The organism is Arenibacter sp. ARW7G5Y1 (genome assembly GCF_003201775.1).
GTDB lineage: Bacteria > Bacteroidota > Bacteroidia > Flavobacteriales > Flavobacteriaceae > Arenibacter.
This window is the reverse complement of the sequence record NZ_QJJZ01000003.1, coordinates 346,024-372,898: the sequence shown is the minus strand read 5'-3', so window position 1 is coordinate 372,898 and position 26,875 is coordinate 346,024. Positions and strand designations below refer to the sequence as shown.

Below are 26,875 nucleotides of genomic sequence, written 5' to 3'. Positions count from 1 at the left end.
TGCCATTCCCTGGCAGCCTCTTACTAAAGCACTCTAAAACAATCAACTAGTTGTAATTTCCTTAACGGCAGATGGTTTGGACACATCGGTACCTTTTACGGTATAAACCCTAACATAATACTTGGTTTTAGTGGTCAAGCTACTTACGGCAACAGAAATTCCACTAACTTCCTTCTTGTTATAACCAGAAACAGTAGTGCTAAAATCCGATTTGGTTGAAACCTCAACATCGGGTCGAGTAAGATCTACTCCCAAATACCTATCTTGGGTGTTGCTACTTTTTTTATTATCGAGCTTATAGTTATCATATTCATACTCATGGTTCAATAAATCCCAAATCCCATCAGAATTTATAATGAATGGACCGGCCCATGGAAGGATTTAGGTATTATGGGAAAAAGAGTTTTAAGCAAGAAGCTTTTTTTATAACTTTAGAGGTGGTACAAATAATAAAAAATATATTTTAACTGATTGATATCATCCCTATTGAAGGGAATAACCCAAAAGAGACCATGTCCAATATAAACCTCATTATTGAAGAGCGCGCTGCCGACATCGGCAATTTTATGGTAGGTCGTTTATTGCCATTCCGACAAAAGCGTATGGTAGGACCGTTTATTTTTATTGATCATATGGGGCCTGCACATCTAAAACCCAATGAGAATATGGATGTGGACATGCATCCTCATATTGGCCTATCAACGCTTACCTATTTGTTTGAGGGTTCGGTCTTCCACAGGGATAGTCTGGGCACTGCAGTTGAAATAAAACCAGGGGCGGTAAATTGGATGACCGCAGGGAAGGGAGTTGTCCATACAGAAAGAACCCCTGATTATTTGAGGCCTAAAGCAAAAAAAATACATGGGCTGCAAATATGGGTGGCACTTCCTAAGGAAAATGAACAATGCGAACCGTCTTTTGTACATCTGGATGCCCGTAGCTTGCCTACTTGGGAAAGAGATGGTATTAGCTTTAAATTAATTGCCGGGACCGCTTTTGGCAAAAGCTCTCCAGTGCCGGTTTACAGTCCACTTTATTTTATAGAAGTTAAATCCGAGGAGGCAAAACTTGTTACTATAGGTGAACATCTTTTTGGTGAAAGTGCCTTGTATATTTTGGAAGGGTCCATTACTTCTGAAGGTAACACCTATCAAAACAAACAGATTCTAATAGCCAAGGATAGCAACTTATGCTCTTTCGAAATGGAAGCGAATACAACAGTTTACATATTTGGTGGTGAGGCATTTCCTGAGGAACGATTTATTGAATGGAACTTTGTATCCTCGGATAAAGCTTTGATTGAAAAGGCCAAGTCAGATTGGAGAAACGATAGTTTCCCTAAGGTTCCAAATGAAACCATACGGGTACCATTACCACCTACCAGACCATTTAAGTCAAAATAATTGGGTCTTGGTTATTAAAAGTAATAGGCAAATGCTAATTAAATAGGAGGAAATGGTACTTTAAGTACTTATAATTATAACGACCAAACTAGTAAACTATATGAAAACGGGAAGATTGGAAGCTTTTAGTGACGGGGTTTTGGCCATCGTTATAACCATAATGGTTTTGGAAATGAAGGCGCCGGAAGAAGTAAATTTAAGCGAACTCTTAAAAGTGGCCCCTGTCTTCATTAGTTATTTATTGAGTTTTATTTATGTAGGCATTTATTGGAACAACCATCACCATTTAATGCATGTAACGCAAAAAGTAAACGGCAAGATCCTTTGGGCCAATCTACATTTGTTATTTTGGTTGTCCTTGATACCCTTTACCACCAGTTGGGTAGGAGAGCATCACCATTACAAAGAGTCTTTACCCGTTGCCACCTATGGTTTTATCCTATTAATGTGTGCGGTCGCCTATTTTATTTTAGAAGGGGTATTGATCAAGTATCATGATGACCACTTCGCTTTAAACAGACTGCCCAAAGTGAAATGGAAGGTTTACCTGTCTACAACTTTGTATATCTTGGCATTACCATTGGCATACCTAAACACCTGGCTATCCATTACTTGTTTTGTTATAGTTGCAATTATCTGGCTAATGCCGGAGCGTCGTTTGGAAGAATTTATGGAACAAGGGGAGGCTTAAAGAATCCATTTTGGACCCCCTTTTTTGAAGTATAAAACCTTATTCATTGGTAACTCAGTGGTAATGCTTTGTGATTATTTTTCGTTGCTGTCGCCATCACCCTCTCGTGGCAATCTTATAGGGTTGCAACCAGAATTTTCCCTATTGGGCTTTCCGTTCTAAAAATATGAGTAATATTGTATATGTTCGATTTTCGTCTAAAAGTTTTTTATACTGTTGCTAGAAGGCTTAATTTTACTAAGGCCGCGGAAGAATTGTTGATATCCCAACCTGCAGTAACCAAACATATAAAGGAACTGGAAAGTCAATTTAATCTTGCGCTTTTTGATAGAAGGGGGAATAGGGTCGTGCTTTCACCCGCAGGAGAAGTACTTCTAAAACATACCGAGAACATTCAGGAGATCTACCGGCAAATAGAATTTGACCTAAACGAGTTCAATGAGGCCTTTAAAGGGGTTTTACATGTTGGCTCCAGCACTTCCATTACGCAATACATATTACCTCCGCTCCTAGCCAGGTTCCACAGCATTCACCAAGATGTGAAGGTGGAGCTGCTAAGTGGCAATTCGGAACAAATAGAGCAAGCCCTTCTTAAAAAGAACATAGAACTTGGAGTTGTGGAGGGCAAATCCAAAAGACGTGAAATCCACTACACCCCATTTTTAAAAGATGAGATCGTACTGGTATGCGGCAGTAAAAATCCATTATCCTCAAAAGAAGAGATAAGACCGGAAAACCTTAAAGAGATACCCTTACTCTTAAGAGAACCTGGATCAGGAACCTTGGAAGTGGTTGCCGATGCCTTAAGGCAAAAAGGAATCCGCTTGGCCGACCTTAAAGTGGAAATGCAATTAGGCAGTACCGAAGCCATTAAATCCTATCTACAACACTCGGATTGCATGGCATTCGTTTCCCTACATGCCGTCTTAAAGGAACTTAAAAGTGGTGCATTGAAGATTATAGAAATAAAAAAACTCCCTATCCATAGGCATTTCTACTTTATAACGCCCCAAGGTCCCGAAGGAGGTCTGTCGGCATTATTGATGCAATTTTTAAGTCGAAACCATAATATATAATTATTTGGTTTTGTAAATCAAGTGAATACCAAACCTTTGTATTCGCCTATATTGCCTATTTTTTTATTCAAATATCACGCTTTCCTATTAGAACCCTATAACCTGAGGTTATTGTAAATTAATATATTCAATTGGCAATTGGGAGTAAACCCCTGTAGATTTGTACCGGAAAGACAGCCTTAACTCTGACATGCTGTTTGGAAGTTTAATTTTAAATATATATAAGTATGAGTTTGAGAATTGGAGACGATGCACCAAATTTTAATGCCCAGACCACAGAGGGGGAAATAGATTTTCACCAATGGCTGGGAAACAGTTGGGGAATACTATATTCACATCCGGCAGACTACACCCCTGTATGTACAACGGAACTAGGTAGGACCGCACAGTTAAAGGAAGAATTTGCAAAAAGAAAAACCAAGGTACTTGCGGTAAGTGTTGATGACCTGGATTCGCACAATGGCTGGGTAAAGGACATCAACGAAACCCAAAACTGTAACGTTGATTTCCCCATTATAGCGGATACCGATAAAAATGTATCGACCCTGTATAATATGATCCACCCAAATGCATCTACCTCTGCCACTGTAAGGTCTGTGTATTTTATTAGTCCAGGAAAGAAGGTACAGGCAATTATAACCTACCCTGCCTCTACGGGGAGAAATTTTACCGAAATTCTTCGGGTGGTCGATTCCCTACAACTTACTGCAGATCACAATGTTGCCACTCCGGTGGATTGGGAAGTTGGACAGGACGTAATTATTCCACCAGGAGTTAAACAAGAAGAGGTCGAAGCCAAATATCCAAAAGGTCATCGCGTTATAAAACCTTATTTGAGATATACTCCCCAACCTAACAAATAATTTAAATTATTCAATAGTATGGAACTTAAAAAAGGATTGGATAGGGGGCCGTTCAACGATGAGCAAGCAGGAAAACTTGATATAGCATTGTCAGGACTCGATTCCGGACAACTACAATGGCTTAGTGGGTATTTTGAGGGGATTATCCAAACCTCTTTGAATAAAGCCACCGCGAGTAGTCTATCCATAGGTTCGGAATCAAATGTTGATCATGAACCTAAAGCAGTAAAACTGCATATCCTTTACGGGAGCCATACAGGTAATAGTGAAGCCTTGGCCAAGAACCTCCATGCACGGGCCAAGGACATGGGAATTGATACTGTGATTTCTGATATGGCTTCCTTCAAAACAAGGGAACTCAAGGGCGTAAAAAAGTTGGCAATAATCGTGAGTACCCATGGATTAGGGGAACCCCCGGTACAGGCCGAGGACTTTTACAATTACCTACACAGCAAGAAGGCGCCGAACCTCGCCCACGTACAATTTTCAGTTTTGGGCCTCGGTGACAGCAGTTATGTTGACTTTTGCCAGACCGGGAAGGATTTTGATACTGTACTGGAAAAATTGGGTGCCCAGAAAATTGTTCCTCGCCAAGATTGCGATGTAGACTATACTGAGGAGGCTGAGGCATGGCAAGAGAAGTTTCTAGGTACCATCGTGGAGAGCAATGGCCAAAATTCGACAGTCCAAATTCAAGAGCTTCCGAATAAGGCTATCAACGGATCCCCATATTCCAGAAAAAATCTTTTTGAAGCCACCATTCTGGAGAAGATCAATCTAAATGGAAAAGGGTCTTCCAAAGAAACGATTCACCTGGAACTGGATTTGGAGGGATCTGGAATTAAATATGAGCCTGGCGATGCATTGGGGGTATATGGAGCCAATCCCCCGCAACTTGTAAAGTCGGTTTTGGAGTCCACCAATTTATCAGGGGAGGTAGAGGTGGACACCTTTGACGGCAGCAAATCCTTATATAACGCACTTACATATAACTATGAACTTACCCCACTATCAAAAAACACTCTTTCCGACTATGCCGAATTAACCGGCAATGAGGGGTTAAAGAAAATACTTCTGGACAAAAATGCACTTCGGGAATACCTTTTAGGGCGTGATTTCTTGGATCTAATAAGCGAGGAGCCCTATAAATTAACTTCAGAAGAGTTGATTTCTGTTTTGCGAAAAAATAATGCACGAATGTATTCCATTGCTTCGGCACAGGAAGTGGTAGAGGATGAAGTTCATCTGTTGGTGTCCGTTGTACGCTATAATGCATTTGGGAGAAATAAAGACGGACAATGTTCATCGACCCTTGCAGATAGGCTTGAGATAGGGGACAAGGTAAAAATCTTTGTGGATAAAAACACCCGGTTTAAGCTTCCTAAAAATCCGGAAGCTCCCATAATCATGGTTGGTCCGGGAACTGGGGTGGCACCCTTTAGGGCGTTTATGCAACAAAGGGAAGTATTGGAAAAAAAAGGACCCTCCTGGCTTTTCTTCGGCGATCGCAATTTCACTACGGATTTTCTGTATCAAACAGAATGGCAACAATATTTGAAGGAAGGGGTGTTGACCAAAGCAGATGTTGCCTTTTCCAGAGACCAGGAACAAAAGCACTATGTACAGCATAGAATGTTGGAGAACGGCAAGGAATTGTTTGAGTGGCTGGAGAATGGAGCACATTTCTACGTCTGCGGTGATGCGAAAAAAATGGCCAAGGACGTAGATATTGCCTTAAAGCAAATTATTCAACATCAGGGGGGGGTCACAATTGAAAAGGCAGAGGAATATGTTAAAAATCTTCAAATTGCCAATCGATATCAAGCAGATATTTATTAGGGTAACTCTAGGTGCAACGTAATGTGCCGTAAATTATTTTTATGGAAAAACAGTTGAATGACAAACAATTATCGGAAGATGAACATATCAAGGACAAGAGCGATTTTCTCAGGGGAACCATAAAGGACAGCCTTAAAAATCCTTTGACCGGGGCTTTACTTCCCGATGATGTTAAGCTAATAAAATACCACGGTTCGTATCAGCAATACGATAGGGACACGGAGAGTGAACGAAAGCAGAAGAAATTGGAACCCCTGTTCCAATTTATGGTTAGGGTAAGAGCGGCAGGAGGGGTAACTACCCCTCAACAATGGTTGACCCTGGATGAACTTTCCGACACCTACGGCAATGGTACTATTAAATTAACTACCCGACAGTCATTTCAATTTCACGGGATATTAAAACGAGGTCTGAAACCCACTATACAGGCAGTCAATGATACCTTGCTGAGCACCCTAGCTACCTGTGGAGATGTAAACAGGAACGTTATGTGCAATCCGAACCCTTATCAGTCACCTATTCATGATGAAGTGTACAAACTTGCAGGGGAAATAAGCAATTATTTTCTTCCCAAAACAACTGCGTATCATGAAATTTGGCTAGATAAGGAAAAAGTGGCGGGAACGCCGGATTTCGAACCTTTGTACCATCACACTTACCTTCCGCGGAAATTCAAAATAGCCATAGCCATACCGCCCAATAATGATATTGATGTTTTTGCCAACGACCTTGGTCTCATTGCCATTGAGGAAAACAATAAAGTGATAGGATTCAATATTTGTGTAGGAGGAGGATTGGGAAGTACCTTCGGGGTTCAGGAAACTTATCCAAGACTGGCCGATGTTATTGGTTATGCCCCTAAAGAAAAGGTGTTTGAGGTAGCTAAAACCGTTATTGCCATACAGAGGGATCATGGAAACCGATCTAACCGTAAATTATCGAGATTAAAACATACCATAGACGACAGGGGTTTGGAATGGTTTGTTTCGGAACTTGAAAACAGATTGGGTTGGAACCTCCCAAAACCTAAACCCTATCTATTTAAATCAAATGGAGATGAATATGGATGGCTAAAAGGCATCAACAACAAATGGTTCTATACCTTGTTTGTAGAACATGGGAGGATTAGGGATGAAAGTGATTATCGATTGAAAAGGGCCATCAGGGAAATTGCCAAAATCCACACAGGGGATTTCCGCTTAACAGGAAACCAAAATCTCATTATTGGAAATGTAGAGGAAGATAAAAGGGCAGATATTGAAACTATATTGGAACTGAATGGCGTTAATAACCATCCCAAACTTACAGGACTACGCAAGAGCTCTATGGCCTGTGTAGCCTTGAACACATGTGGATTGGCTTTTGCCGAAGCAGAACGTTACCTCCCTTCCCTAATTGATAAACTGGAAGTAATGATGCAAAATAATGGTCTAGGTAAGGAAGAAATCAACATCAGGATGACAGGATGTCCAAATAACTGTGCGCGATCATCACTGGGAGAAATAGGTTTTGTGGGTAGGGCCATTGGGAGATACAACATGTATTTGGGAGCGAGCCATACCGGTGACCGATTGAATTCCCTATACAAGGAAATGTTATCTGAAGAAGACATTCTAAGGGAACTGGAACCAATTATTGTGGCCTATGCAAAGGACAGGTTAAGGGAGGAGCATTTTGGCGACTTTGTAATTAGAAAAAAAATAGTTGAACCCAACAAGCGACCAATACGGGTACTGAATTAATTACTTTATTTATAAAACCGGGTTGGGATTTTTTTAGACCTGTCATTACTGTATACGTAACAAATTTAGGTAAGCAAACCTAACCCGGCAGATAATTATTAGAGTCTATATGGTCTATTCCAAAAATTCTTAGTCCGACAGTGCTTTAATGTAAAAGCCTTTAACTTTCACCAAATCGATCACTTCTTCTTCCAATAGATTAGAAGTGGCCTCAATTCTTAGAACGTTGTCTATGTCCTCAAGGTCTATGGACCAATTAATAATATCACTATGATGATTTAATACCGGTTTGAGGGATTTTACCTTTTTTTTAGATTTTATATCTGTTTGAAATATGAGCAATTCCATTATAATAAGTTTTATTAGTGAAACTCAATTTTGAGAAGTCAGTAAGACGCACTTAAAATTGCAAGTTGAACTAATCCCGCCATTTTCAGCGGGATCTAGGTTTAATACCTCGACCCTAGGGTCGATTCCTATTATTGGGTTCAGGGCCTGCCTTTGTCGGCAAACAGGCCTGCCCTGAGGTTTAATACCATTTATTATTCCAAATCTGACTTTGGGTCGTTCTGCTGCGGAGGATTGGACTGTCTGTTTAAATAGTCCTTGAAGTGTTTGTTACCTTCCTCTTTCCAAAATTTATCATAGTGTTTCCATTTTGAGAAATCGGTCCCTGATTCCTTTTTACATGCCCTTCCGGAATGTTTGGAGGATTTTTTCTTACCGCTACCACCGCACCCTCCAAGAAGTATCTTTAAAAGAATGAACAGCCCCACAGCCTGCCAATACGTTATTGTGGTCAATCCAAATAGTTCCGGCATTAACCAATTCCATAACCACATTAAAACAAAACCAAATAAAATGGCCAATCCTACGATGGCAATGGTGCCAAAAAAAATCATGCCTATAATTTTAATAGGGGATTTTTTCCTGAATTTATGAGTGAAAAAATTTGTCATGGTTCAATGATTTTAAGTTTATCTAATTATTTTTTGTTCAATTTTTGTATAAAGTATTCCAAGGGCCCTATGTCTTCTGGACATTAGCGTACCTGTAGAAATCCCGGTTTGATTGGATATTTCCTTATAGGAATACCCTTCAAAGTCAACAGCGATGATAATGTCCTTGTACACAGGTTTTAATTGATCTATACATTTTTTTAATAACAGCACCGTTTCCTCCGAGGAATAGCTATTGGCCACTTGGTGCATTACATCTACCAAGTCCACTAGATTGTTATCCATGTCCACGGAATTGGTATTTTTTGTAGTCCGCATTACATCGATAATTCTATTTCTTATTGATTTATAGACAAATCCAGCTACATTATTTATTGGTGCATATCTATCCGCCCCTGAAAATAGTTTTAAAGCAACATCCTGGATAATATCTTCTGCATCCCGATTGGCAGTGTCACTTATTTTTGTGGCCACATACCTCCTGAGAGAATCATATTCCTTTCCGAAAAAATCTTTCAGCTTTGTACTGTTTTCTGATTCCAAATTGTTAAAACCTATTTTAAGGGGTCTTTGTTAAAGAAGACGCAAGTTTTTTAATCTATTGCATTTTAAAGCGGTTTATTTTAAAAAAAATCCAAGTGAAGGGAATCCTATAAAATAAACAACTATTAAAAAGACATAATTTATTTTCAATTATCGTGGATATAAAACCAAGTTTAACTTTGCGTTGTTATTGGTTTCAGTAATAGCTAAAAATTGATAAAATGAAAAAACCAATTCCTTTCTGTGTTTTAAGGGTATTATTCATGGATTACCATATCCATAACCGCAATGTAAATTATTTGGGCAACAAAATATCCCAAGTTAAATATCGGTTTACACAGGATGGTAATCAAAACCGCTTGAGATACCCGGTATTTTAGGTTCCAATCCATAACGGCCCCAACTAAATTTAGGTTTATAGGCTAGTCGGGAAAACTCAATATGAATCAAAGAATACGAAGTAATATTACTAACTTTGGTCGATGTAATAAATAATATGCAAAAATTATTTGAGCATATCAATAGGTATACCGCTATTGACCAAGTAGAGTTTCAGGAAATAGCTATGTTTTTCGAGAAGCAAAAGGTCAAAAAAAAAGAGCTACTTTACCAACCTGGAGGCCAATCCCTTGGTCACTACTTTGTTTTAAGTGGATGTCTTCAACTGTACATAGTAGAGGAGGGGGGAGCAGAACAAACTTTACAATTTGCCATCGAGAATTGGTGGATTACAGATTATTTGGCCTATCATAACAATAGCGATTCCGAGTGCTATATTCAAGCAGTCAAAGCCTCGTCCATACTTCACCTAAGGCGTAGCCAAGAAGAGGAGTTACTGCTGCGATTTCCAAAAATGGAAACCTATTTCAGAAAAATATATCAAACTGCATACGGTGCCTCCCTAAACCGTATAAAATATCTTTTTATTTATTCCAAGGAGGATATCTATTTTAGATTTAGGGAGTCCTTTCCTGATTTTGTAAACAATATCCCCCAATATTTAGTGGCAAGTTTTTTAGGATTGTCTACGGAATATATAAGTAAATTAAAAAGAAAAAATATTTCTTGAACCAGTTCAAGTATTATTAGGGAAGAATCCAAGACCTTTGTATCCTAAATTGGACACAATGAAAAAAACGGTCGTAATTGTAGGGGGAGGTTTTGCAGGCTTGGAATTGATCAAAGGCATTGGAAATTCATCCAAGTACAACACCATTTTGGTGGATGCAAATAATTATAATTTTTTTCCACCATTAATCTATCAGGTCTCCACAGGGTTTATGGAACCTTCCGCCATTAGTTACCCTTTCAGAAAAATATTGAGGAATTTTAAAAATGTGCGCTTTCGGCTCGGAAGCTTAATGGAGGTGGTTCCCGGTGAAAACAAAATATTGTTGAGCAATGGAGAATTGCAATATGACATTTTAGTCATGGCCACGGGTACGGAAAGTAGTTTTTTCGGCAACAAAAATATTGAAAAATATAGTTTGCCCATGAAAACCATAAGTGATGCCCTGACCCTACGAAACACTATACTTACCCGTTTGGACCGGGCTACAAGACATGAGGACCCGGAAGAGCGAAAAAAGTTATTGACATTTGTAATTGCGGGGGCCGGACCAACAGGGGTAGAGCTATCCGGTATTTTGGCCGAAATGAAACCCTCCATTTTAAAGAAAGATTATCCTGAATTGAACGAAAGTGATTTAGGGAAAATTTATCTGATAGATGGGCAAAATACCGTTTTGAGCACCATGTCAAAAAATTCACAAAAATATACACACACTAAGCTAATGGAATTGGGTGTGGAAATAAAACTCAATTGTTTGGTAAAAGATTTCCAGGATGATGTTGTTCTCCTATCGGACGGCAGCAGCATTGAATCCAAAAATTTAATATGGGCAGCGGGGGTAACGGCAAAGGCATTTACTGGATTTTCCTTGGAAAGTTTTGGAAAGGGAAAAAGATTAAAAACAAATAGTTTTAATCTGGTCAATGGATACGATAACATTTATGCCTTGGGGGATAGTGCGTTGGTTCTTGGGGATAAGGACTATCCTGAAGGCCATCCCCAATTGGCCCAACCAGCAATACAACAGGCCAAAAACCTAGCCCATAATTTGGAGGGAGAACCAGGCAAGTGGACGCCTTTCAAATACCAAAACAAAGGTTCATTGGCAATTATTGGCAGGAATAAGGCCGTTTTTGATTTGCCGGAGGAAAAGTATTTCATAAAAGGTTTTATAGCGTGGCTTATTTGGATTTTTGTACATATCATGGGATTGGTGAATTTTAAAAATAGGTTTCGCACCTTGGTAAACTGGATTGGCTACTACATCTATAAAGATCAATACTTTAGAATGATCATAAAACCAAACGAAAAAAAGTAAATTCGTTAAACCCATATGAAAAAGCATTTCAATTTATTATGTATCACTTTGGCCGTTTTTGCTGGTTGTAACATGGACAAATCAAAATCCGGTACCAAAGCAGCTAATTTGGAGCAACCAAAAATTAGCTCGGATACCTTGACGAAACACCTAAAACCGTACAAAACAGAATTGCCAACTGTTGGGCTTTTGATGTTTAACGGCGTGCTACAAAGTGAAGTCATTGCCACCTCCGATGTTTTTGCCAAACCCAGTTCGGACGGAGAGCAGCTGTTTAATGTTGTGACCATTGCTGAAACCAGCAATCCGATCAGAACAGAAGAAGGTATGCAGTTTGTTCCCGATTATACTTTTGAAAACTGTCCCCAACTCACTGCCTTGTTTGTACCAAGTGCCTATGACATGTACGCTCAGGTGCATAACGAAGAAATTGTAGATTTTATAAGGGAGAAAAATAAGGAAACACTATATACCGTAAGCAATTGTGCTGGAGCCCAATTAATAGGAAAATCGGGCATAGCCGACGGATTTAAAATTGTAACCTGGATAGGAGGGGGCAAGCAGTTACAAAAGGATTATCCAAATCTAAAAGTGCAGAACGATAGTTTGATAACATTTGTCGAAGACGGAAAATTTAGTTCCTCCAACGGCAATTTGGCGAGTTATATTACCGCTCTCAACCTATTGGAAAAAATGACCGGACCCCAACATAGGGAGTTTGTAGAAGGTTATCTATATCTTGATCGACTTCAAAATTGGCGCCATTAAATAATGGCGATTAAGTTTCAAGCCTTTAAGGATCATATTTCTTTTGTAAACAACACCAAAGAACAGGAATTGTACCATCAGTTATCTTTACACTCCGTAAAAATTTTATCAACGGCATTTTTACTCAAGGGTTTATGGAAATAGTCTTTTACCAAAGGATGACATTTGGCGCGATTACGGTCCGTTGAATTGGAAAATGCCGAAACTATATATATGTCGATCGGGCCAACGTTCCCGCCAATCTTTTCCAACTCCCCCAGAAAATGCCAGCCATCCAAGACCGGCAAACCAAGGTCCAATAATAATTTGTCGGGAAATCCTATTTGCCCTTCCTTGCAATTTCTTAACTTATCTAAGGCTTCTTCTACCGTATCAAAAGTGGTAATTTTGTAGCTGGGATGCGATTGTCCAATTTTGTAGGTCATGGCAAACTGTGATACCATATCATCGTCGATAATCCACAAGGTTTCTCCTTCCATTTTAATTTACAATACCAATTAAAATTAAATCGACAATTTCCAACCAGACATTATGTACGGTGTTGTAATATCAAATCCCCGATTTTTCAAATCCATCCCAAATAATATCTGCAAGTAATTACTATTTTGCTTTACTTGGGATTTAAATGTATGCCTAGTGAACCTTAACCCAATAGAAATTCGCCAAACGGCCGGAATATCCTGTTTAATAGGTACGCCCATGCCAAAACATTAATTCTCCAAGATTTAAAATTTAAATTATATTAGTGTATAAAATGGGGTTGGAAAAGGGCCAAGATTTAGGGTGGCGAATTTAAAGTAGCAGGTATCAATACACAATGGAATGAGATTTGACAAATATCTTCCCTCGGATCCACTAAAACCCTACATCAAATATTTTGTAGTGTCCGAGAATGCAATGGAAAACCAATATAAAGTTTTTCCGTCCACCGGACTTGTCATGGGATTTCAATACAAAGGGAAACTTACCAACTTAAAAGACTATTCGGAAATAGCACTATCTTCAGCGGGCATAACAGGAATTTCGGATGGCTATAAGATCTTTAAGAATTCGGCCGACACAGGAACTGTATTGGTTTATTTTACAGAAACCGGATATACCCATTTTGCATCACATCCGGCAAACGAACTTTTTAATTTAAGTATTTCCCCGGAGGATGTTTTCTGTAAAAACAGTGTAATTGAAGTAAAGGATAAATTGGGAATTGCCAACACCGACAAAGAACGAATAAAAATAATTGAGCAGTTTTTAGTTTCACAACAACAGGACATAGTAATAGACAAATTAATTATTGAAGCCATTAGGCTCATCTATGAAACCAACGGAACCATCCGAATAAAGGAGTTGCTCAAAAATCTATTTATAAGCCAAAGTGCCTTTGAAAAGCGATTTAGGAAGGTGGTTGGAACGACCGCTAAAAAATTTGCTTCCATTGTGCGTTTCAATGCGGTTATAGACAATCTAAAAGAAACAAAATTGCTTACTGAAGTTTGCTATCAGCGTAATTTTTTCGACCAGGCACACTTCATTAAGGACTTTAAAAAGTTTACGGGGGAAACCCCGGAAAATTTCAAACGCTTGTTGTAGAAAAACGATTTTTTACAATTACAGAGGTTTCTACCCATGTACCTTTGTCCTGTAACTTAATTTAAATCTAGTGAAAACTCAACAGCAACAACTCACATTGGAACAAATCACTAAAGCCCATAGCAAAGTAAAATCGGGGGCAGACTTTCCTAAATACATTCTAGACCTAAAAGAGTTAGGGGTTATCCGTTACGAAACTTTTGTAACGGATGGCCATACCGTCTATGTTGGTAAAAATGATTACAAAATCAAATCACTACCAAAATATAATGCCTTATCCATTGCCAAAACACCCAATAAAGAACAATTTCTCACTTACTTAAAAACCCATCAACAAGGTAACAGCGATTATTCAACTTTTTGCAAAGAAGCAGCTCATTCAGGTGTTTTAAAATGGGTAGTGCGCATGTCCAATATGACCTGTACCTACTTTGACAGCTTGGGCAACAATATTCTCGTAGAGAAAATACCGGGTAAGGACATGTTTTGATATTGCCCAACCCAATATTAAAATTCCCCTACCTTAAACTTACAAGCTGTTTTTTCTGCTCGGTTCAATGGCTTCGGACGTAACAAAAAGCCGAACTGAGGCCCCTTGGCGTAAACGCTTTTATACTACCTCCCTAATATGATCTGGAATAGGGGATAAGTCCACAATGGCAGTAATGCTCACGGTAAGATGCCAATCCCACACCTTTTTCCCCATTAATTTTTAAGTGCATCAACCCAAAAAAACACTTCTTCAGAAAAAAGGATTTCGCCAACATTTTAACACAATTCTTATTTAAAATAATTCTAAATAAACTTGCGTGGTTTATTTCCCCAAGATATATTTGTGCCACTATTTTTAATCAATCTAAATAAAAACAAATGAAAATTAATACATTCTTTATTGCTTTACTCCTTGTTGCAATGAGAACTTTTGGCCAAACTGCAACCATCAAAGGCCAAGTTGTCACCGAGGAAAAAACACCAATATCCAATGCAAATGTCATGATAGCAGATTCGGGAATAGGAACTATGACAAATGCTAAGGGGGAATATCAAATTAAAAATATTGAGGCCGGAAGTTATACCATTACGGCGACCTATATAGGTTTTACGAGCCAATCCTTTAAGGTGGATATAACGGCCAATACTACTAAAACACTACCCGATATTGTGCTGCAGGAAAAACAGGAACAACTAGACGAAGTAATCGTAGAAGGACATATAAACAAATACATTACTAAGGAACCCTCAATATCGCTTAGATTAAAGACCGAAATAGTCAAACTGCCCCAAAATATACAGGTCATCAGTGCTGCCCTATTACAGGATCAACAGGCGACCAGTATTATGGACGGGGTGATCAGAAATGTAAGTGGGGTAACGATGTTGGAACATTGGGGTCATTTTGCCAGGGTCAATATGCGTGGTTTTAGACTACCTGCTTTTAGAAATGGTGTAAATGTTCAAGATTCGTGGGGCCCCTTATCCGAAGACATGGCCTTTGTAGACCGTGTAGAATTTGTAAAAGGGCCGTCAGGTTTTATGATGTCCGCCGGTGAACCAGGTGGGTTTTATAATGTTGTGACCAAAAAACCTTCTGAAGAATTTATAGGAAATGTTTCGGTGAGTGCTGGAAGTTTTGATTTTTATAGGGGAACCTTCGACTTGGGAGGAAAACTTTCGGAAAATGGCAAATTGCTGTACCGATTCAATGCCCTATACCAAAATGGCGACAGCCACAGAGGTAATGAAAAGGCTGAACGTTGGGGAGTTGCTCCTGCCTTAACATACAAATTTTCCAAGCGAACCAGGATTACCACCGAACTTAACCTACAAAACGCACAAAGTTATATTGGTTCCGCATATATATTTGCCCCTGTAGCCGATGGGTATGCAAGCTTGGACCGTAATTTTAAGTTTACCGATACCCATTACCCTGCATCCGAAATTCAGGAGATGTCTTTTTTCACCAACTTAAAACACGATTTTTCCAATAATTGGGGTTTTGAAACCCAATTTGCCTATCTACGTTATAACCAAGAAGGCCAATCGTTCTGGGCATGGTCTGTTACCGATGAAGGAGATGCCGATAGACGGGTTACCCAATGGGATGCACTTTCAGTGGGAAAATACTTCCAGACCTATCTCTATGGCAACTTTAAAACAGGAAGCATATCGCATAACATTTTAGGTGGTTTTGATTATACCCAAAAAAATTACTGGGCCGACTTTTCAAATACTGTGGCCATAGACCAAACACCTTTTAATATCTACGATCCCATATACGGCAACTCAATTCCGTTGAATTTCGACCGATCGGTTCCAATACAACACCGAAACGGGGGAGAACCCTATAATGGCAACACCTTAAGGGCTTATTATCTCCAAGACGAAATAGGTTTATGGAAAGATAGAATTAGAATTACCCTGGCAGGTAGGTACACCGAATTGGTAACCAGGGGCAAAGAGGAACAGGACAACAAATTTTCACCAAGGATAGGTGTAAGTACCGATATTGCACCTTCCTTTACGGCATACGCATTGTACGACCAATCCTTTCTACCGGCCAATGGCGTGGACTTTAACGGGGATACCTTTAATCCCATTGAAGCCAATGATATTGAAGGGGGAATTAAAAAATCGTTTTTTAATGGGATGCTAAAAACCTCCTTAGGAGCCTTCCAGATTACAAAACAAAATGTGCTGGTAACAGATCCCGAACATCCAGATTTTTCCATCCAGTTGGGCGAGGTACAGTCCAAGGGAATTGAATTTGACCTGCAAGGCCAACTTACACCGGAACTAAATCTAGTATTGAACTATGCCAACACCAATGTTGAGATAACAGAGAATACAGATGAAAGCGTCATAGGACAAAGGGTGGCAGGTCATGCCAAACATGTTACCAACGGTTGGTTCAACTATAATTTTGCCAAGACTTCCAAGTTTAAAGGTTTTGGGGCCTCATTGGGCTATCAGTACCAAGTAGATCGTTCCACATGGGCATGGGGTGCGGATAGCCAATCTGACCTTCCAAACTATTTTCGACTGGATGGAGCGCTATCATGGAAAAACAATAAACTGCGAGTACAGGTTAATTTGAACAATATATTGAACGAATACCTCTATGCCGGAGCCAATTATGGATCGTATTTATATTGGCAGGCAGAACCTGGAATCAACGGACGGGCAACCATAACCTATAGCTTTTAAAAAATTGATTAGTTAGTTTAAGTTAGTTGATCAACAGTCCTTGGGTTTATGCCCAGGGGCTGTTTACCATCAAAAAAAAGTTAGATATGAAAAAATCGATTCTTATTACAGCAGTTATATTCATGGCATGATACTAATTTACAGCAATATATATGGAGCGGCATATCACCTGGAAAATTCCCCTAATCCGAATTGTAAAATCCAATTGGTAATAGACAGTATCGGAATTTTTATGAGCAGGGAAGATTTGCAGAACTTATTGGGCATTGTTCAAAAATCACATGAACCTTGTTTTTGTGAGGATTGTGGAGGCAATGCCTGTAATAAGATATGGTGTTCAAATCCGTTGGTCGATATTTGTTTAAAAATGAACGAGCGTACCCTGGACTTGATGGAAGACCTTATTAGGGGCACCCAATTTATGCTGAATTTGGACGACGGTATAGATCAATTTTGTCGATAAGCCCACGGTTTGATACCCTTATCATGGCAGTCACCGGATACAATTGCTAGCAACCATCAAAAAAATTAATTACAAATTAATGGCTCTGTGCACAATTTGTTCGTAGATTTCTCCTGCTTCCTCCAACCTTAATTCTTCGTAATACTTTTTCTTTAGACTAAAATTGGTAAGCACGATATGCTCATCGGGTTCTATGTTAATGTTCTTCAGACACTCCTTGGCGCATTGGAGTGGACAACCGTCAATAACGATTATTGGCCTGCTGGATCTAGCCTTTTTAACGAGCGATCTTACCTTTCCTCCGACCCCTGCTATACAGGACATTTCGGCAATGCCCTCGGCGTTGATTTTTAGGGCGATATCGTTTGCCAATTGTGCAACATTGCTACACCCAGAACAGGAATAAATAAGTGGCAGATTATTTTTCTTTTGATTTTCCATTATCAGTACTTTTAAATTGTGGTTTCCATTTATAATAGATTCTTTGGTAGATTGTCCGTATTGGTCCGCACATTGTCCATATTATAATAACCTCCTTTATTCTCCCTACGTTTCAAGGATTGATGAATAATTAAATACGCCACATTTATCATATTTCTTAATTCACATAGTCTCGTATTTACTTTTACCGTTTTGTACAGTTCCTCCACCTCCAGATAAATTGAATCAAGATGTTGTAGAGCTTTGGTCAATCTACTATTACTACGAACTATACCCACATAATCCCTCATAAGATTCTGCAGCCTCTCAAGATTGTGTTGCACCAGAATATATTCTTTGGGGACAGTCGTTCCTTGGTCGTTCCAATCAGGGATCGAAATCTTATTGGGCGCTACAGAATTCGAAGCCTGATATTCATAAATATTATTGGCATATACCAGTGCTTCCAGCAAAGAGTTGGAAGCCAATCTATTGGCTCCATGCAATCCAGTACAAGAACATTCGCCACATGCAAAAAGGTTGGCTACAGAAGTCTTTCCATGCCTGTCCACTACAATGCCGCCGCAGAGGTAATGGGAGGCGGGTACAACAGGGATCCAATCCTTTCCAATATCCATATGGTTGGCCAAACATTCTTGGTAAATATTTGGAAAATGATTTTTGAATTCGGTGATATCCAAATGGGTGCAATCCAAAAAGACCATTTTGTCTCCTGATTTCTTCATCTCTGCGTCTATACATTGGGATACGATATCCCTGGAAGCCAATTCCGCCCTTTTGTCATAATCCGGCATAAATCTATGGCCACTCTTGCTCCGTAACAAGGCACCGAAGCCCCTTACCGCTTCGGATATTAGAAATGAGCGCCCACCCTTGTTGTTGTACATAGCAGTGGGGTGGAACTGCACAAACTCCATATCCCTAATTTCAGCTTTTGCCCTATAAGCCATTGCTATACCATCTCCTGTTGCAATTAATGGATTTGTGGTATTGCCATATACGCGACCGATACCACCGGATGCCAATAAAATATTATCGGCCCTTATGGTAAATATATCCCCTGTTTTTTGATCCATGACATATGCGCCAAGGCACGTTATATTTTTGGGATCGGAAATAGTAAGGTGATGTTCCGTAATAAGATCCAATGCAAAGTGATAGGGTAAAATGGTAACATTCTGTAATTTATGAACTTGTTGAAGCAATACGCGCTCAACCTCGTATCCAGTAATGTCCTTATGGTGAACAACACGGTTTTCAGAATGTCCACCTTCCAATCCTAAATCCAGTTTACCCGATTTGTTGACATCAAAACTAGCACCCCAGCGCATTAATTCCTTGAGGCGATGTGGACCTTCCTTTATAACCATTTCAACAACTGCCCCATCACATAATCCGTCTCCTGCAACCAAGGTGTCATGAATGTGTTTCCGAAAAGAATCTTCTTCCAAATCCGTTACTACAGCAACACCCCCCTGGGCATATTTTGTGTTGGATTCCTGTTCATCGGCTTTCGTAATAATAGTTACGGATCTATTGGGAAACCTTTGGGCTATTTTCACAGCATACGTCAATCCTGCAACTCCGGAACCTATAACAAGATAATTTGTTGATACCATTTCATTTCGATAATTCCAACATTCTTTGAATCGGTTGCAGTGCCCGTCTCCTTATGTCTTCTTGAACCTCTATATGTGGTGTTTCATTTAAAAGACAATTATAAATTTTTTGCAGGGTATTCACTTTCATATAGGCACATTCACTACAGGCGCAGGTATTATCCTCCTCTGCCGGTGCTGGAATAAGAACGGTAGAAGGGACCTCCAGCTGCATTTTGTGCAATATTCCGGCTTCCGTGGCAACAATAAACTGTTCATTGGAATGGTTTTTAACATAATTGATCATACCGGCAGTGGAACCAATATAGGTGGCCAGATCCAAAATATGCTCCTCGGATTCCGGATGGGCTATTATTTTTGATTCTGGATATTCCTTGTAGAGTGACAATAATTTATCTACGGAAAAAGCTTCGTGTACCACACAGGAACCATCCCACAATAATAAATCCCTTCCCGTTTTTTTAATGATGTAACGTCCCAAATTCTTGTCTGGTGCAAAGATAATAGGCCTGTCTTTAGGAACCGACTCCACTATCTTTAGGGCATTGGAAGAAGTACAAACTATATCGCTCATGGCCTTGATTTCCGCCGAACAATTTATATAAGTAATCACCAAGTGCTCCGGGTGTGCTTTTATGAAAGTTGAAAATGACTCAGGCGGACAAGATTCGGCCAACGAACACCCCGCACCTAAGTCGGGCAACAATACCTTTTTCGTCGGATTTAGGATTTTCGCCGTTTCTGCCATAAAATGTACCCCGGCAAATACGATTATTGAGGCATCTGTTTCAGCAGCCTTTTGTGAAAGCCCCAAACTATCACCAACATAATCTGCGACTTTTTGTATTTCATCCCGTTGGTAATAGTGTGCGAGAATTACCGCATTTTTCCCACGTCTCAATTGGTTTATGCTCTCTATTAATTCCATAAGATTTACAAGTAAATATGAGCGGAAAAAGGTAGGTTTATGGACCAAGATGGAAAATGATAATTATCATTAAATTTTACAATTATCACATAAAACCAGAATGTATTCAATTATGGGCATCCTTAATTATCATACTAGGGTTGTAATGATAAAAGTCGATCCTGTTTGTAACAAAAGATTTAAAGAGTCTTTATTAGTGAAACTCAATTTTGGGAAGTCGGTAAGACGCACTTAAAATTGCAAGTTGAAATAATCCCGCCTTTTTTGGCGGGATCTAGGGTCGATTCCTAATATTGGGTTCAGGGCCTGCCTTTGTCGGCAGACAGGCCTGCCTAAGTCGGCAGACAGGCTTCCCTGAGGTTTAATATCTTTTATTCCACTACGTGGGAATACTGGTAATTATACTATTTTTGCAAAGGCCTCCCCGCAGAATATTTTCTGCCACCTAGTGGTGGATAATGGTTTGGTTCATGTTCTGTAAAATATAATAAATCAGAACTCCTTATTCTTACATGGATGGGCAGCCGAAATGACGATGGACCATATAGAAAATGCGGCTTTAAAAATGTTGAAACAATGAATGTTCCAGAGAAAGGACTGTTGAAAAAAGGGAACAAAAAAAAATTATAACCAAGATCCCAAATTGCCAACATGTGCAATGTCCCATAATATAGACTCATAAAGTGAAATTAAAGAGAAGAAGAAAATTAGTCACCTATTTAAATATTCTTGACCAACCTGTCCGATTTAACCCCTTTGTTTTTAGTCGAACATTTTTATTATGGGCCTTACTTGGGTTAATTGGCGGAATTATTGCTGGAATATATTGGATTGCACTGGAATTCTTAACCCTGAAACTGGCATTATTTGAAGGTTGGCAAGTAATTCCCCTAATGGCAATATGCGGACTTTTGGCAGGTTTGATTATCCACTTTATCGGAGACCCGGGAGAAATTCATTTAATTGTCAACAACATCCGTTTCAACAAAGGAAAACTCGACCCAAAAAACAATCCTTCCATGATACTTTCCTCCTTATTGTGCGTAGCATCGGGAGGAAGTCTCGGACCAGAGGCCCCTTTGGTACAAGTAACAGGTTCAACAGGTACATGGATGGGCAAGTTATTCCGACTCAAGGGAGAAGAGTTGAGGTCTTTAAGTATCGCAGGAATGGCTTCAGGATTTACTGCCCTATTTGGGGCACCGTTGGGCGGTAGCCTGTTTTCCTTGGAAATACTACATCATAAACATGCCGTGGAGTATTACAAAGCAATTATCCCCGCCTTTGTTGCAAGTTGTTTTAGTTATTTGGTATTTGCCTTTATTATTCATCTAGGGCTTGGTCCATTGTGGGATTTATCCGGTTATGAATATTCGGGTATATTTGATTTTGCCTATGCTGTATTATTTGCTATAATTGGGGCCCTATTCGGTTGGGGGTTCATTTTTTGCACTAAATTTTTCAAATCAATTTTTGAAAAAAGGCCACTACCCATATTCATCAAAACACTTATCGGTGGTATTCTACTGGGAATAATTGCCTTTTATTTCCCAATTACCAGATACTTCGGACATCACGAAATTAATGAGTTATTGGAAGGTGATTTTTCACTGTCCCTGTTATTTGCCATATTGATTTTTAAAATCATTGCTATTTCCATAACCGTTACTGCTGGTTGGAGAGGCGGATTCATTATTCCTCTTTTTTTTGTAGGGGCTACCTTAGGTCTTATAATACATCAACTGTTTCCAACAGTCAACCTTACCTTGGCCATTGTTAGTTGTATGGGGGCAATTAATGCCTGTGTTACCAGAACACCCATGAGTACTACAATATTATTGGCCACCTTAACTGGATTTGGACATTTCATTCCCATCCTTTTTGCCTGTTTAACAGGTTATTTTTTAGCCCCAAGAATTCCTTTTATAGGTTCCCAAATGGAAAATGAATAAACAGTATGGAAGTAAGCTTATCCTAAAAGTTATATTTCCAAGTGTAGGATTGAAGAAATAAAAAATCCAAATCCACACAAAATTACTCATTATCACTGAGGAGTATTGGAAAAAGGTATAGATATAATTGAGCCAATTGATTGAAAAATTCAAAAACTTAAGCTAGTATTGGTAACCATTCATTTTAAAGGATTAAAAAAGGAAGCGGTTGGGCCGATACCTGGGCAAGAATGACTAATTGGGATAGTTGAACAATAATTATATTGAAAAGAGCACAGAGAAATTTAATACCCCAATAATTCCAGAAATTCGGAAAGCCTTATATTTCGGGCGTCACATATTTTTTTTAAAGTGACCAAGCTAATTATATAATCTGGGTCCGATTTTATCCTGCGCACGGTTTTTTCATCAATGGCATGGTCCAATGCAAATGACCTTTGCGATTTGGATTCTTCAATCCAATTCTGTGCAATATAAGAACAAATTGATTTGCTTAACTTATCCATTTAAGACAAATAAAAAAGTTCTCGAAGAAAAAAGTGCGGACAAAAATCCGCATATAAATATTTTTCATTATATTTACCTCATTAACATATGTTTGCGATTCTTCTATTTGAATTAGTCTAGAAGCAGTCGCTTGGATTCCCGGTCTAAAAACTGGTAACTTGATGCACGGGATGATAAGCAAGATGCCCATGACCCGGGGCATGGGTTTTCTTATCACAATATGCTTAACCAGTATTTAGTTCCTAAGTGGGGTTTTAAACTCTTATGACCCAACCCACTTTATGCCGAGCGTTGTTATATTTAGAATTTTTGCAAGCAATCACTAAAAGGCTAAAGGAGCTATGAAACACATCTTATGTAACTTAATTGGTAAAAGGGCCGCTGGGCATCTTACCGTTCTTTTGCAGCATACCGTGTATGACATTCTCTTTACCAAAAAGCCCAAGAACCCAATATAGGTTTGCACTGAACTGGTATTATCAGTTCATTTATTATGGGATTTCTGTTGTACCAATTTTTCCGGAACCCGAAAATATTTTTATCCCATAATCCACGATCCACACATTTTTGGCATCCGGCCAAATAACGACAAAGCAACCTAAAGACCTTTAGGTCTGCCCATTTGTCCTATTAGCTATAATTAAAACAGCTTTGGGGCAGGAGGGAAGGCCTACCTATGGCCAGGAAACAGTTACTTTTTTAGGTAAACTATGTCCCTTACCATTATATAAGCATACCATAAACAGTAAATACTTTATGCCCATGACATAGAACTTCAATAAAAAATGCCTCCCAAACCCAGTTGACGCAAACGTTTGGAAGGCCTAGACTACATAAAACTAAGTTTCATCTAATCTTCAAAATTATGAAAAATAATCCTGAATACAGGGATATTCTAAGTCTTTGCTTACTATTTATCTGCTTTTTTATTCCCCCTCCTTACTTTGCCCATTTCCCCCATGAGCATGGTTTTAGATCTTTTTTCAATCTGGATACCCAGCAACAGTACCAGCTTAGTGGTACCGTCACCGATAGTTACGGACCCATGCCAGGGGTACATGTACTTATCAAGGGTACCAATACCGGTACCTTCACCGATCCAAATGGGGGCTATTCCCTTTTGGTAAACAATAAGGATATCCTAGTCTTTTCCTATCTGGGCTACCACAGCAGGGAACTTCCCGTACTGGGCAGGACCACCCTGGACGTAGAGATGCAGTCCGAGGTCACCGAACTGCAGGAAGTAGAGGTCAATGCCGGTTACTATACGGTAAAGGAAAGGGAACGCACCGGGAGCATCAGCAGGGTCACGGCCAAGGAAATAGAACTGCAGCCCATAGTAAGTCCGTTGCAGACATTGGAAGGAAGGATGCCCGGGGTGGAAGTGGAGCAGGGGGTAGGTATTACCGGCCTGGCTCCCGCCATACGCATACGGGGCACCAATAGTCTGAGAAGCGAGGGCAATTATCCCCTTTTTATAGTGGACGGAGTCCCTATTAATTCCACACCCTTGCAAAGTGGAGGGCTGTTTACCAATAATGTGGGCATAGACCCCCTAAGTACCCTGAACCTATCAAATATAGAAAGTATAGAGGTCCTGAAGGATGCGGACGCCACGGCCATTTATGGTTCCCGAGGGGCCAATGGGGTGGTGCTGATCACCACCAAAAAATGGAAAGGAACTAAGGACCATACTTCCCTACATATCAACATGTACTCTGGCCTATCCCATGTTTCCAATAAGGTAAGGCTGTTGAATACCCCGCAATACCTTTCCTTAAGAAGGCAGGCCATTGCAAATGACGGAATGGACCCCGAGGATGCATTTGCTCCTGAACTCACTTTATGGGACCAGGACCGTTATACGGATTGGCAGAACGTATTATTTGGTGGTACGGCATATAATTCGGCCATTAATATGGTCGTTTCAGGAGGGAACGAACAAACTTCCTACATTGCAGGCGGTTCCTATCATGGGCAGGGTTCTGTTTTTCAAGGAAATTTTGACTACAACAAACTGACCGGAAACATCAATGTTGACCATCGCTCCAAGAACAAAAAGTTCCAACTGAATTTTTCTGCCAATTACGGAGTGGATGAAAATAGAATTTTCAACGGCACCAACTTTGTCAATTATGCCCTTACCACACCCCCAAACGCACCTTCCATCTATAATGACGATGGCACTCTCAATTGGGACAATTGGGTGGTGGACAACCCTTTGGCGGTCTTGGAAGAACCCCAGGACATTAAGACCAATAACCTTCTTGCAAGTCTAAACCTTTCCTATGCCCTTATGAGCGGAGTGAAGTTGAAAATGAATTCAGGATATTCCAATCTGGACAATGAAGACCGCATCGAGTATTATAGGGAGCGATATAATCCGAATTTATGGCAATACATAGCACTTCGTACCATCCAGAGCCAGTCCAAAAGACGGTCTTGGATAGTAGAGCCCCAGATCGCGTATAATGGCGCGTATGGCAAATTGGAGGTTGCAGGCCTGTTGGGCGTTACCCTTCAGGATAACATGAACAACTACCGGAAGGTGGAAGGCCGAGGGTACGCCAATAAAATATTAATGGGAAATCTAAGGGCTGCGGACAATGTTAGAATTTTGGGCGATGATCATATTGATTACCGGTACGGGGCACTGTTTGGGCGCCTTGGGCTGAACTGGAACAAAAAGTATTTGCTGAATCTTACGGGCAGAAGGGACGGGTCTTCGCGTTTTGCGCCAGATAAGCGGTTCTCCAATTTTTGGGCCGTGGGAGGGGCCTGGATCTTCTCGGAAGAGAGGGGTGTCCAAGAAAATGTTCCCTTCTTGAGCTTTGGAAAGATCCGGGCAAGTTACGGGACTACGGGAAGTGACCAGATCCCTGATTATGGCTTTATAGATTCCTATGTAGCTACCGATGGAACGGGAGGATTGTACCCAACGCAGCTTTTCAACCCGGATTACTCCTGGGAGGTGAACAAAAAACTGGAAGCTGCCCTACACCTCGGATTATATAGGGACCGTGTCAATTTGATGATAAATTGGTACCGCAACCGTTCCTCCAACCAATTGGTGGGGTACCCATTGCCATCGATTACCGGATTTACCTCCGTACAGGCCAATCTTCCGGCATTGATAGAAAACTCCGGTTGGGAGGTGGAACTGGCCGCTACCCTTATTAATAGCATTAATTTTTCCTGGCAGACTTCCTTGAACTTCACCCTGCCCGATAACAAATTGGTAGAATTCCATAATATTGACCAGACCTCATATGCCCATATGTACAGGGTAGGATATCCACTGGATATAACGCTGCGCTACAGGTATGACGGCATAGACCCCGAAACCGGTTTTTACCAAATCCAGGATATCGATGGGGACGGAAGGTTGGACAACGATGATAGGGTGGTAATCAAAAACATGGGAAGAAAGTACTATGGTGGAATCAATAACCATATTCAATATAAAGGAATTTCCCTGCAGTTCCTATGGGAATATATTGACCAGGTCAACTTCAGCAACATATTCAACAGTACGGCACCTGGAAATTATGGCAACGGGCCTTTGGACTTCCTTAATACTTGGAAAAATCCGGGAGATGCCGAGGATATACAAAAGGCATCACAATCCAGTGCCTCCAGTAATGCCTTTAGCAGGGCCGCCAATAGTTCTTTGGGAGTAGGGGACGCATCCTTTGCAAGATTAAAAAACCTATCCCTGTCCTATCAATTGCCCCGGACCTTAATGGAAAAACTAAATATTAAGGCAATGAACCTGTACGTAAGGGGACAGAACCTCCTTACCATAACGAAATACAAAGGGTTGGATCCCCAGGGCGGAAGAGGGGCGGTACCCCCTTTAAGAACAATAACATGTGGAATCCAATTGAACTTATAAAACCG

Annotated in this window: 24 protein-coding genes; 15 read left to right on the top strand and 9 right to left on the bottom strand. The window is 40.0% G+C overall.

Annotated elements, in window-relative coordinates:
* Nucleotides 1-42 precede the first annotated feature (42 nt).
* Nucleotides 43-327, bottom strand: coding sequence for a fibronectin type III domain-containing protein (locus C7972_RS06790; protein WP_110355460.1), 285 nt, complete (start codon nt 325-327; stop codon nt 43-45).
* A 185-nt stretch (nt 328-512) separates the two neighbouring features.
* On the opposite strand from C7972_RS06790, the gene C7972_RS06785 reads away from it, so the two are divergent.
* The 6 genes from C7972_RS06785 (at nt 513) to cysI (ending at nt 7,614) form a co-directional block, all read left to right on the top strand.
* Nucleotides 513-1,403: a pirin family protein gene (locus tag C7972_RS06785; protein WP_110355459.1), complete on the top strand. Its 891-nt coding sequence runs from the start codon at nt 513-515 to the stop codon at nt 1,401-1,403.
* 100 nt (nt 1,404-1,503) lie between these two features.
* Nucleotides 1,504-2,094, top strand: coding sequence for a TMEM175 family protein (locus tag C7972_RS06780; RefSeq protein ID WP_110355458.1), 591 nt, complete (start codon nt 1,504-1,506; stop codon nt 2,092-2,094).
* 182 nt (nt 2,095-2,276) lie between these two features.
* Nucleotides 2,277-3,170, top strand: coding sequence for a LysR family transcriptional regulator (locus C7972_RS06775; RefSeq protein ID WP_110355457.1), 894 nt, complete (start codon nt 2,277-2,279; stop codon nt 3,168-3,170).
* A gap of 227 nt (nt 3,171-3,397) precedes the next feature.
* Nucleotides 3,398-4,033: a peroxiredoxin gene (locus tag C7972_RS06770; RefSeq protein WP_110355456.1), complete on the top strand. Its 636-nt coding sequence runs from the start codon at nt 3,398-3,400 to the stop codon at nt 4,031-4,033.
* A gap of 18 nt (nt 4,034-4,051) precedes the next feature.
* Nucleotides 4,052-5,872: an assimilatory sulfite reductase (NADPH) flavoprotein subunit gene (locus C7972_RS06765; protein WP_110355455.1), complete on the top strand. Its 1,821-nt coding sequence runs from the start codon at nt 4,052-4,054 to the stop codon at nt 5,870-5,872.
* Between the two features lie 41 nt (nt 5,873-5,913).
* Nucleotides 5,914-7,614, top strand: a complete 1,701-nt coding sequence (cysI, locus tag C7972_RS06760) for an assimilatory sulfite reductase (NADPH) hemoprotein subunit (protein ID WP_110355454.1) — start codon at nt 5,914-5,916, stop codon at nt 7,612-7,614.
* Nucleotides 7,615-7,743: 129 nt separating this feature from the next.
* On the opposite strand, the gene C7972_RS06755 is transcribed toward cysI, so the two are convergent.
* The 3 genes from C7972_RS06755 to C7972_RS06745 all read right to left on the bottom strand — a co-directional run bounded on the left by C7972_RS06755 (nt 7,744) and on the right by C7972_RS06745 (nt 9,116).
* The gene (locus tag C7972_RS06755; RefSeq protein WP_110355453.1) at nt 7,744-7,962 is read right to left on the bottom strand and encodes a hypothetical protein; all 219 of its coding nucleotides are present in this window, start codon (nt 7,960-7,962) and stop codon (nt 7,744-7,746) included.
* Nucleotides 7,963-8,156: 194 nt separating this feature from the next.
* A complete protein-coding gene (locus C7972_RS06750; protein ID WP_258364786.1) occupies nt 8,157-8,516 on the bottom strand; it encodes a hypothetical protein in 360 nt (119 codons plus the stop codon).
* Nucleotides 8,517-8,591: 75 nt separating this feature from the next.
* Complete coding sequence (locus tag C7972_RS06745; protein WP_110355451.1) at nt 8,592-9,116, bottom strand: RNA polymerase sigma factor; 525 nt, start codon at nt 9,114-9,116, stop codon at nt 8,592-8,594.
* Nucleotides 9,117-9,612: 496 nt separating this feature from the next.
* On the opposite strand from C7972_RS06745, the gene C7972_RS06740 reads away from it, so the two are divergent.
* The 3 genes from C7972_RS06740 to C7972_RS06730 are packed head-to-tail and all read left to right on the top strand — an operon-like array spanning nt 9,613 to nt 12,274.
* Complete coding sequence (locus C7972_RS06740; RefSeq protein WP_110355450.1) at nt 9,613-10,185, top strand: Crp/Fnr family transcriptional regulator; 573 nt, start codon at nt 9,613-9,615, stop codon at nt 10,183-10,185.
* Between the two features lie 58 nt (nt 10,186-10,243).
* On the top strand, nt 10,244-11,506 hold the full coding sequence (locus C7972_RS06735) for an NAD(P)/FAD-dependent oxidoreductase (RefSeq protein ID WP_181422836.1): 1,263 nt from the start codon (nt 10,244-10,246) through the stop codon (nt 11,504-11,506).
* Nucleotides 11,507-11,521: 15 nt separating this feature from the next.
* Nucleotides 11,522-12,274 carry a DJ-1/PfpI family protein gene (locus C7972_RS06730; protein WP_110355449.1) on the top strand — a complete coding sequence of 251 codons (753 nt, stop codon included), beginning with the start codon at nt 11,522-11,524 and terminating at the stop codon, nt 12,272-12,274.
* 77 nt (nt 12,275-12,351) lie between these two features.
* Here C7972_RS06730 and C7972_RS06725 read toward each other — a convergent pair whose 3' ends face one another.
* Nucleotides 12,352-12,753: a response regulator gene (locus C7972_RS06725; protein WP_110355448.1), complete on the bottom strand. Its 402-nt coding sequence runs from the start codon at nt 12,751-12,753 to the stop codon at nt 12,352-12,354.
* Nucleotides 12,754-13,096: 343 nt separating this feature from the next.
* Here C7972_RS06725 and C7972_RS06715 point away from each other — a divergent pair, with 343 nt between their 5' ends.
* The 4 genes from C7972_RS06715 to C7972_RS06700 all read left to right on the top strand — a co-directional run bounded on the left by C7972_RS06715 (nt 13,097) and on the right by C7972_RS06700 (nt 17,528).
* Nucleotides 13,097-13,861, top strand: coding sequence for a response regulator transcription factor (locus C7972_RS06715; RefSeq protein WP_110355446.1), 765 nt, complete (start codon nt 13,097-13,099; stop codon nt 13,859-13,861).
* 70 nt (nt 13,862-13,931) lie between these two features.
* Nucleotides 13,932-14,351 carry a DUF1398 domain-containing protein gene (locus tag C7972_RS06710; RefSeq protein WP_110355445.1) on the top strand — a complete coding sequence of 140 codons (420 nt, stop codon included), beginning with the start codon at nt 13,932-13,934 and terminating at the stop codon, nt 14,349-14,351.
* A 380-nt stretch (nt 14,352-14,731) separates the two neighbouring features.
* The gene (locus tag C7972_RS06705; protein WP_110355444.1) at nt 14,732-17,065 is read left to right on the top strand and encodes a TonB-dependent receptor; all 2,334 of its coding nucleotides are present in this window, start codon (nt 14,732-14,734) and stop codon (nt 17,063-17,065) included.
* Nucleotides 17,066-17,192: 127 nt separating this feature from the next.
* Nucleotides 17,193-17,528, top strand: a complete 336-nt coding sequence (locus C7972_RS06700; protein WP_146216280.1) for a hypothetical protein — start codon at nt 17,193-17,195, stop codon at nt 17,526-17,528.
* Between the two features lie 69 nt (nt 17,529-17,597).
* On the opposite strand, the gene C7972_RS06695 is transcribed toward C7972_RS06700, so the two are convergent.
* Genes C7972_RS06695 through nadA form a run of 3 tightly spaced genes read right to left on the bottom strand, consistent with a single transcriptional unit; the run spans nt 17,598 to nt 20,516 of the window.
* Entirely contained in the window at nt 17,598-17,969 is a 372-nt protein-coding gene (locus C7972_RS06695) for a putative zinc-binding protein (RefSeq protein WP_110355442.1), read from the bottom strand.
* A 29-nt stretch (nt 17,970-17,998) separates the two neighbouring features.
* Nucleotides 17,999-19,588: an L-aspartate oxidase gene (gene nadB / locus C7972_RS06690; protein WP_110355441.1), complete on the bottom strand. Its 1,590-nt coding sequence runs from the start codon at nt 19,586-19,588 to the stop codon at nt 17,999-18,001.
* Between the two features lies 1 nt (nt 19,589).
* Entirely contained in the window at nt 19,590-20,516 is a 927-nt protein-coding gene (gene nadA / locus C7972_RS06685; RefSeq protein ID WP_110355440.1) for a quinolinate synthase NadA, read from the bottom strand.
* A gap of 683 nt (nt 20,517-21,199) precedes the next feature.
* Here nadA and C7972_RS06675 point away from each other — a divergent pair.
* Complete coding sequence (locus tag C7972_RS06675) at nt 21,200-22,468, top strand: chloride channel protein (protein WP_110355438.1); 1,269 nt, start codon at nt 21,200-21,202, stop codon at nt 22,466-22,468.
* A 284-nt stretch (nt 22,469-22,752) separates the two neighbouring features.
* Here the strand turns inward: C7972_RS06675 and C7972_RS06670 are convergent, their stop codons facing one another.
* Nucleotides 22,753-22,974 carry a helix-turn-helix domain-containing protein gene (locus C7972_RS06670; RefSeq protein ID WP_110355437.1) on the bottom strand — a complete coding sequence of 74 codons (222 nt, stop codon included), beginning with the start codon at nt 22,972-22,974 and terminating at the stop codon, nt 22,753-22,755.
* An 866-nt stretch (nt 22,975-23,840) separates the two neighbouring features.
* Here C7972_RS06670 and C7972_RS06660 point away from each other — a divergent pair.
* Nucleotides 23,841-26,870 (top strand): SusC/RagA family TonB-linked outer membrane protein, encoded by a 3,030-nt coding sequence (locus C7972_RS06660; RefSeq protein ID WP_110355435.1) that lies wholly within the window; start codon nt 23,841-23,843, stop codon nt 26,868-26,870.
* Nucleotides 26,871-26,875: the final 5 nt, after the last annotated feature.

What these genes read in the sequence shown, in the direction of transcription:
- C7972_RS06785 (WP_110355459.1), top strand. Translation starts at nt 513, where the DNA reads ATGTCCAATATAAACCTCATTATTGAAGAGCGCGCTGCCGACATCGGC.
- C7972_RS06780 (WP_110355458.1), top strand. Translation starts at nt 1,504, where the DNA reads ATGAAAACGGGAAGATTGGAAGCTTTTAGTGACGGGGTTTTGGCCATC.
- C7972_RS06775 (WP_110355457.1), top strand. Translation starts at nt 2,277, where the DNA reads ATGTTCGATTTTCGTCTAAAAGTTTTTTATACTGTTGCTAGAAGGCTT.
- C7972_RS06770 (WP_110355456.1), top strand. Translation starts at nt 3,398, where the DNA reads ATGAGTTTGAGAATTGGAGACGATGCACCAAATTTTAATGCCCAGACC.
- C7972_RS06765 (WP_110355455.1), top strand. Translation starts at nt 4,052, where the DNA reads ATGGAACTTAAAAAAGGATTGGATAGGGGGCCGTTCAACGATGAGCAA.
- cysI (WP_110355454.1), top strand. Translation starts at nt 5,914, where the DNA reads ATGGAAAAACAGTTGAATGACAAACAATTATCGGAAGATGAACATATC.
- C7972_RS06755 (WP_110355453.1), bottom strand. Translation starts at nt 7,962, where the DNA reads ATGGAATTGCTCATATTTCAAACAGATATAAAATCTAAAAAAAAGGTA.
- C7972_RS06750 (WP_258364786.1), bottom strand. Translation starts at nt 8,516, where the DNA reads ATGATTTTTTTTGGCACCATTGCCATCGTAGGATTGGCCATTTTATTT.
- C7972_RS06740 (WP_110355450.1), top strand. Translation starts at nt 9,613, where the DNA reads ATGCAAAAATTATTTGAGCATATCAATAGGTATACCGCTATTGACCAA.
- C7972_RS06735 (WP_181422836.1), top strand. Translation starts at nt 10,244, where the DNA reads ATGAAAAAAACGGTCGTAATTGTAGGGGGAGGTTTTGCAGGCTTGGAA.
- C7972_RS06730 (WP_110355449.1), top strand. Translation starts at nt 11,522, where the DNA reads ATGAAAAAGCATTTCAATTTATTATGTATCACTTTGGCCGTTTTTGCT.
- C7972_RS06725 (WP_110355448.1), bottom strand. Translation starts at nt 12,753, where the DNA reads ATGGAAGGAGAAACCTTGTGGATTATCGACGATGATATGGTATCACAG.
- C7972_RS06715 (WP_110355446.1), top strand. Translation starts at nt 13,097, where the DNA reads ATGAGATTTGACAAATATCTTCCCTCGGATCCACTAAAACCCTACATC.
- C7972_RS06705 (WP_110355444.1), top strand. Translation starts at nt 14,732, where the DNA reads ATGAAAATTAATACATTCTTTATTGCTTTACTCCTTGTTGCAATGAGA.
- C7972_RS06700 (WP_146216280.1), top strand. Translation starts at nt 17,193, where the DNA reads ATGATACTAATTTACAGCAATATATATGGAGCGGCATATCACCTGGAA.
- C7972_RS06695 (WP_110355442.1), bottom strand. Translation starts at nt 17,969, where the DNA reads ATGGAAAATCAAAAGAAAAATAATCTGCCACTTATTTATTCCTGTTCT.
- nadB (WP_110355441.1), bottom strand. Translation starts at nt 19,588, where the DNA reads ATGGTATCAACAAATTATCTTGTTATAGGTTCCGGAGTTGCAGGATTG.
- nadA (WP_110355440.1), bottom strand. Translation starts at nt 20,516, where the DNA reads ATGGAATTAATAGAGAGCATAAACCAATTGAGACGTGGGAAAAATGCG.
- C7972_RS06670 (WP_110355437.1), bottom strand. Translation starts at nt 22,974, where the DNA reads ATGGATAAGTTAAGCAAATCAATTTGTTCTTATATTGCACAGAATTGG.
- C7972_RS06660 (WP_110355435.1), top strand. Translation starts at nt 23,841, where the DNA reads ATGAAAAATAATCCTGAATACAGGGATATTCTAAGTCTTTGCTTACTA.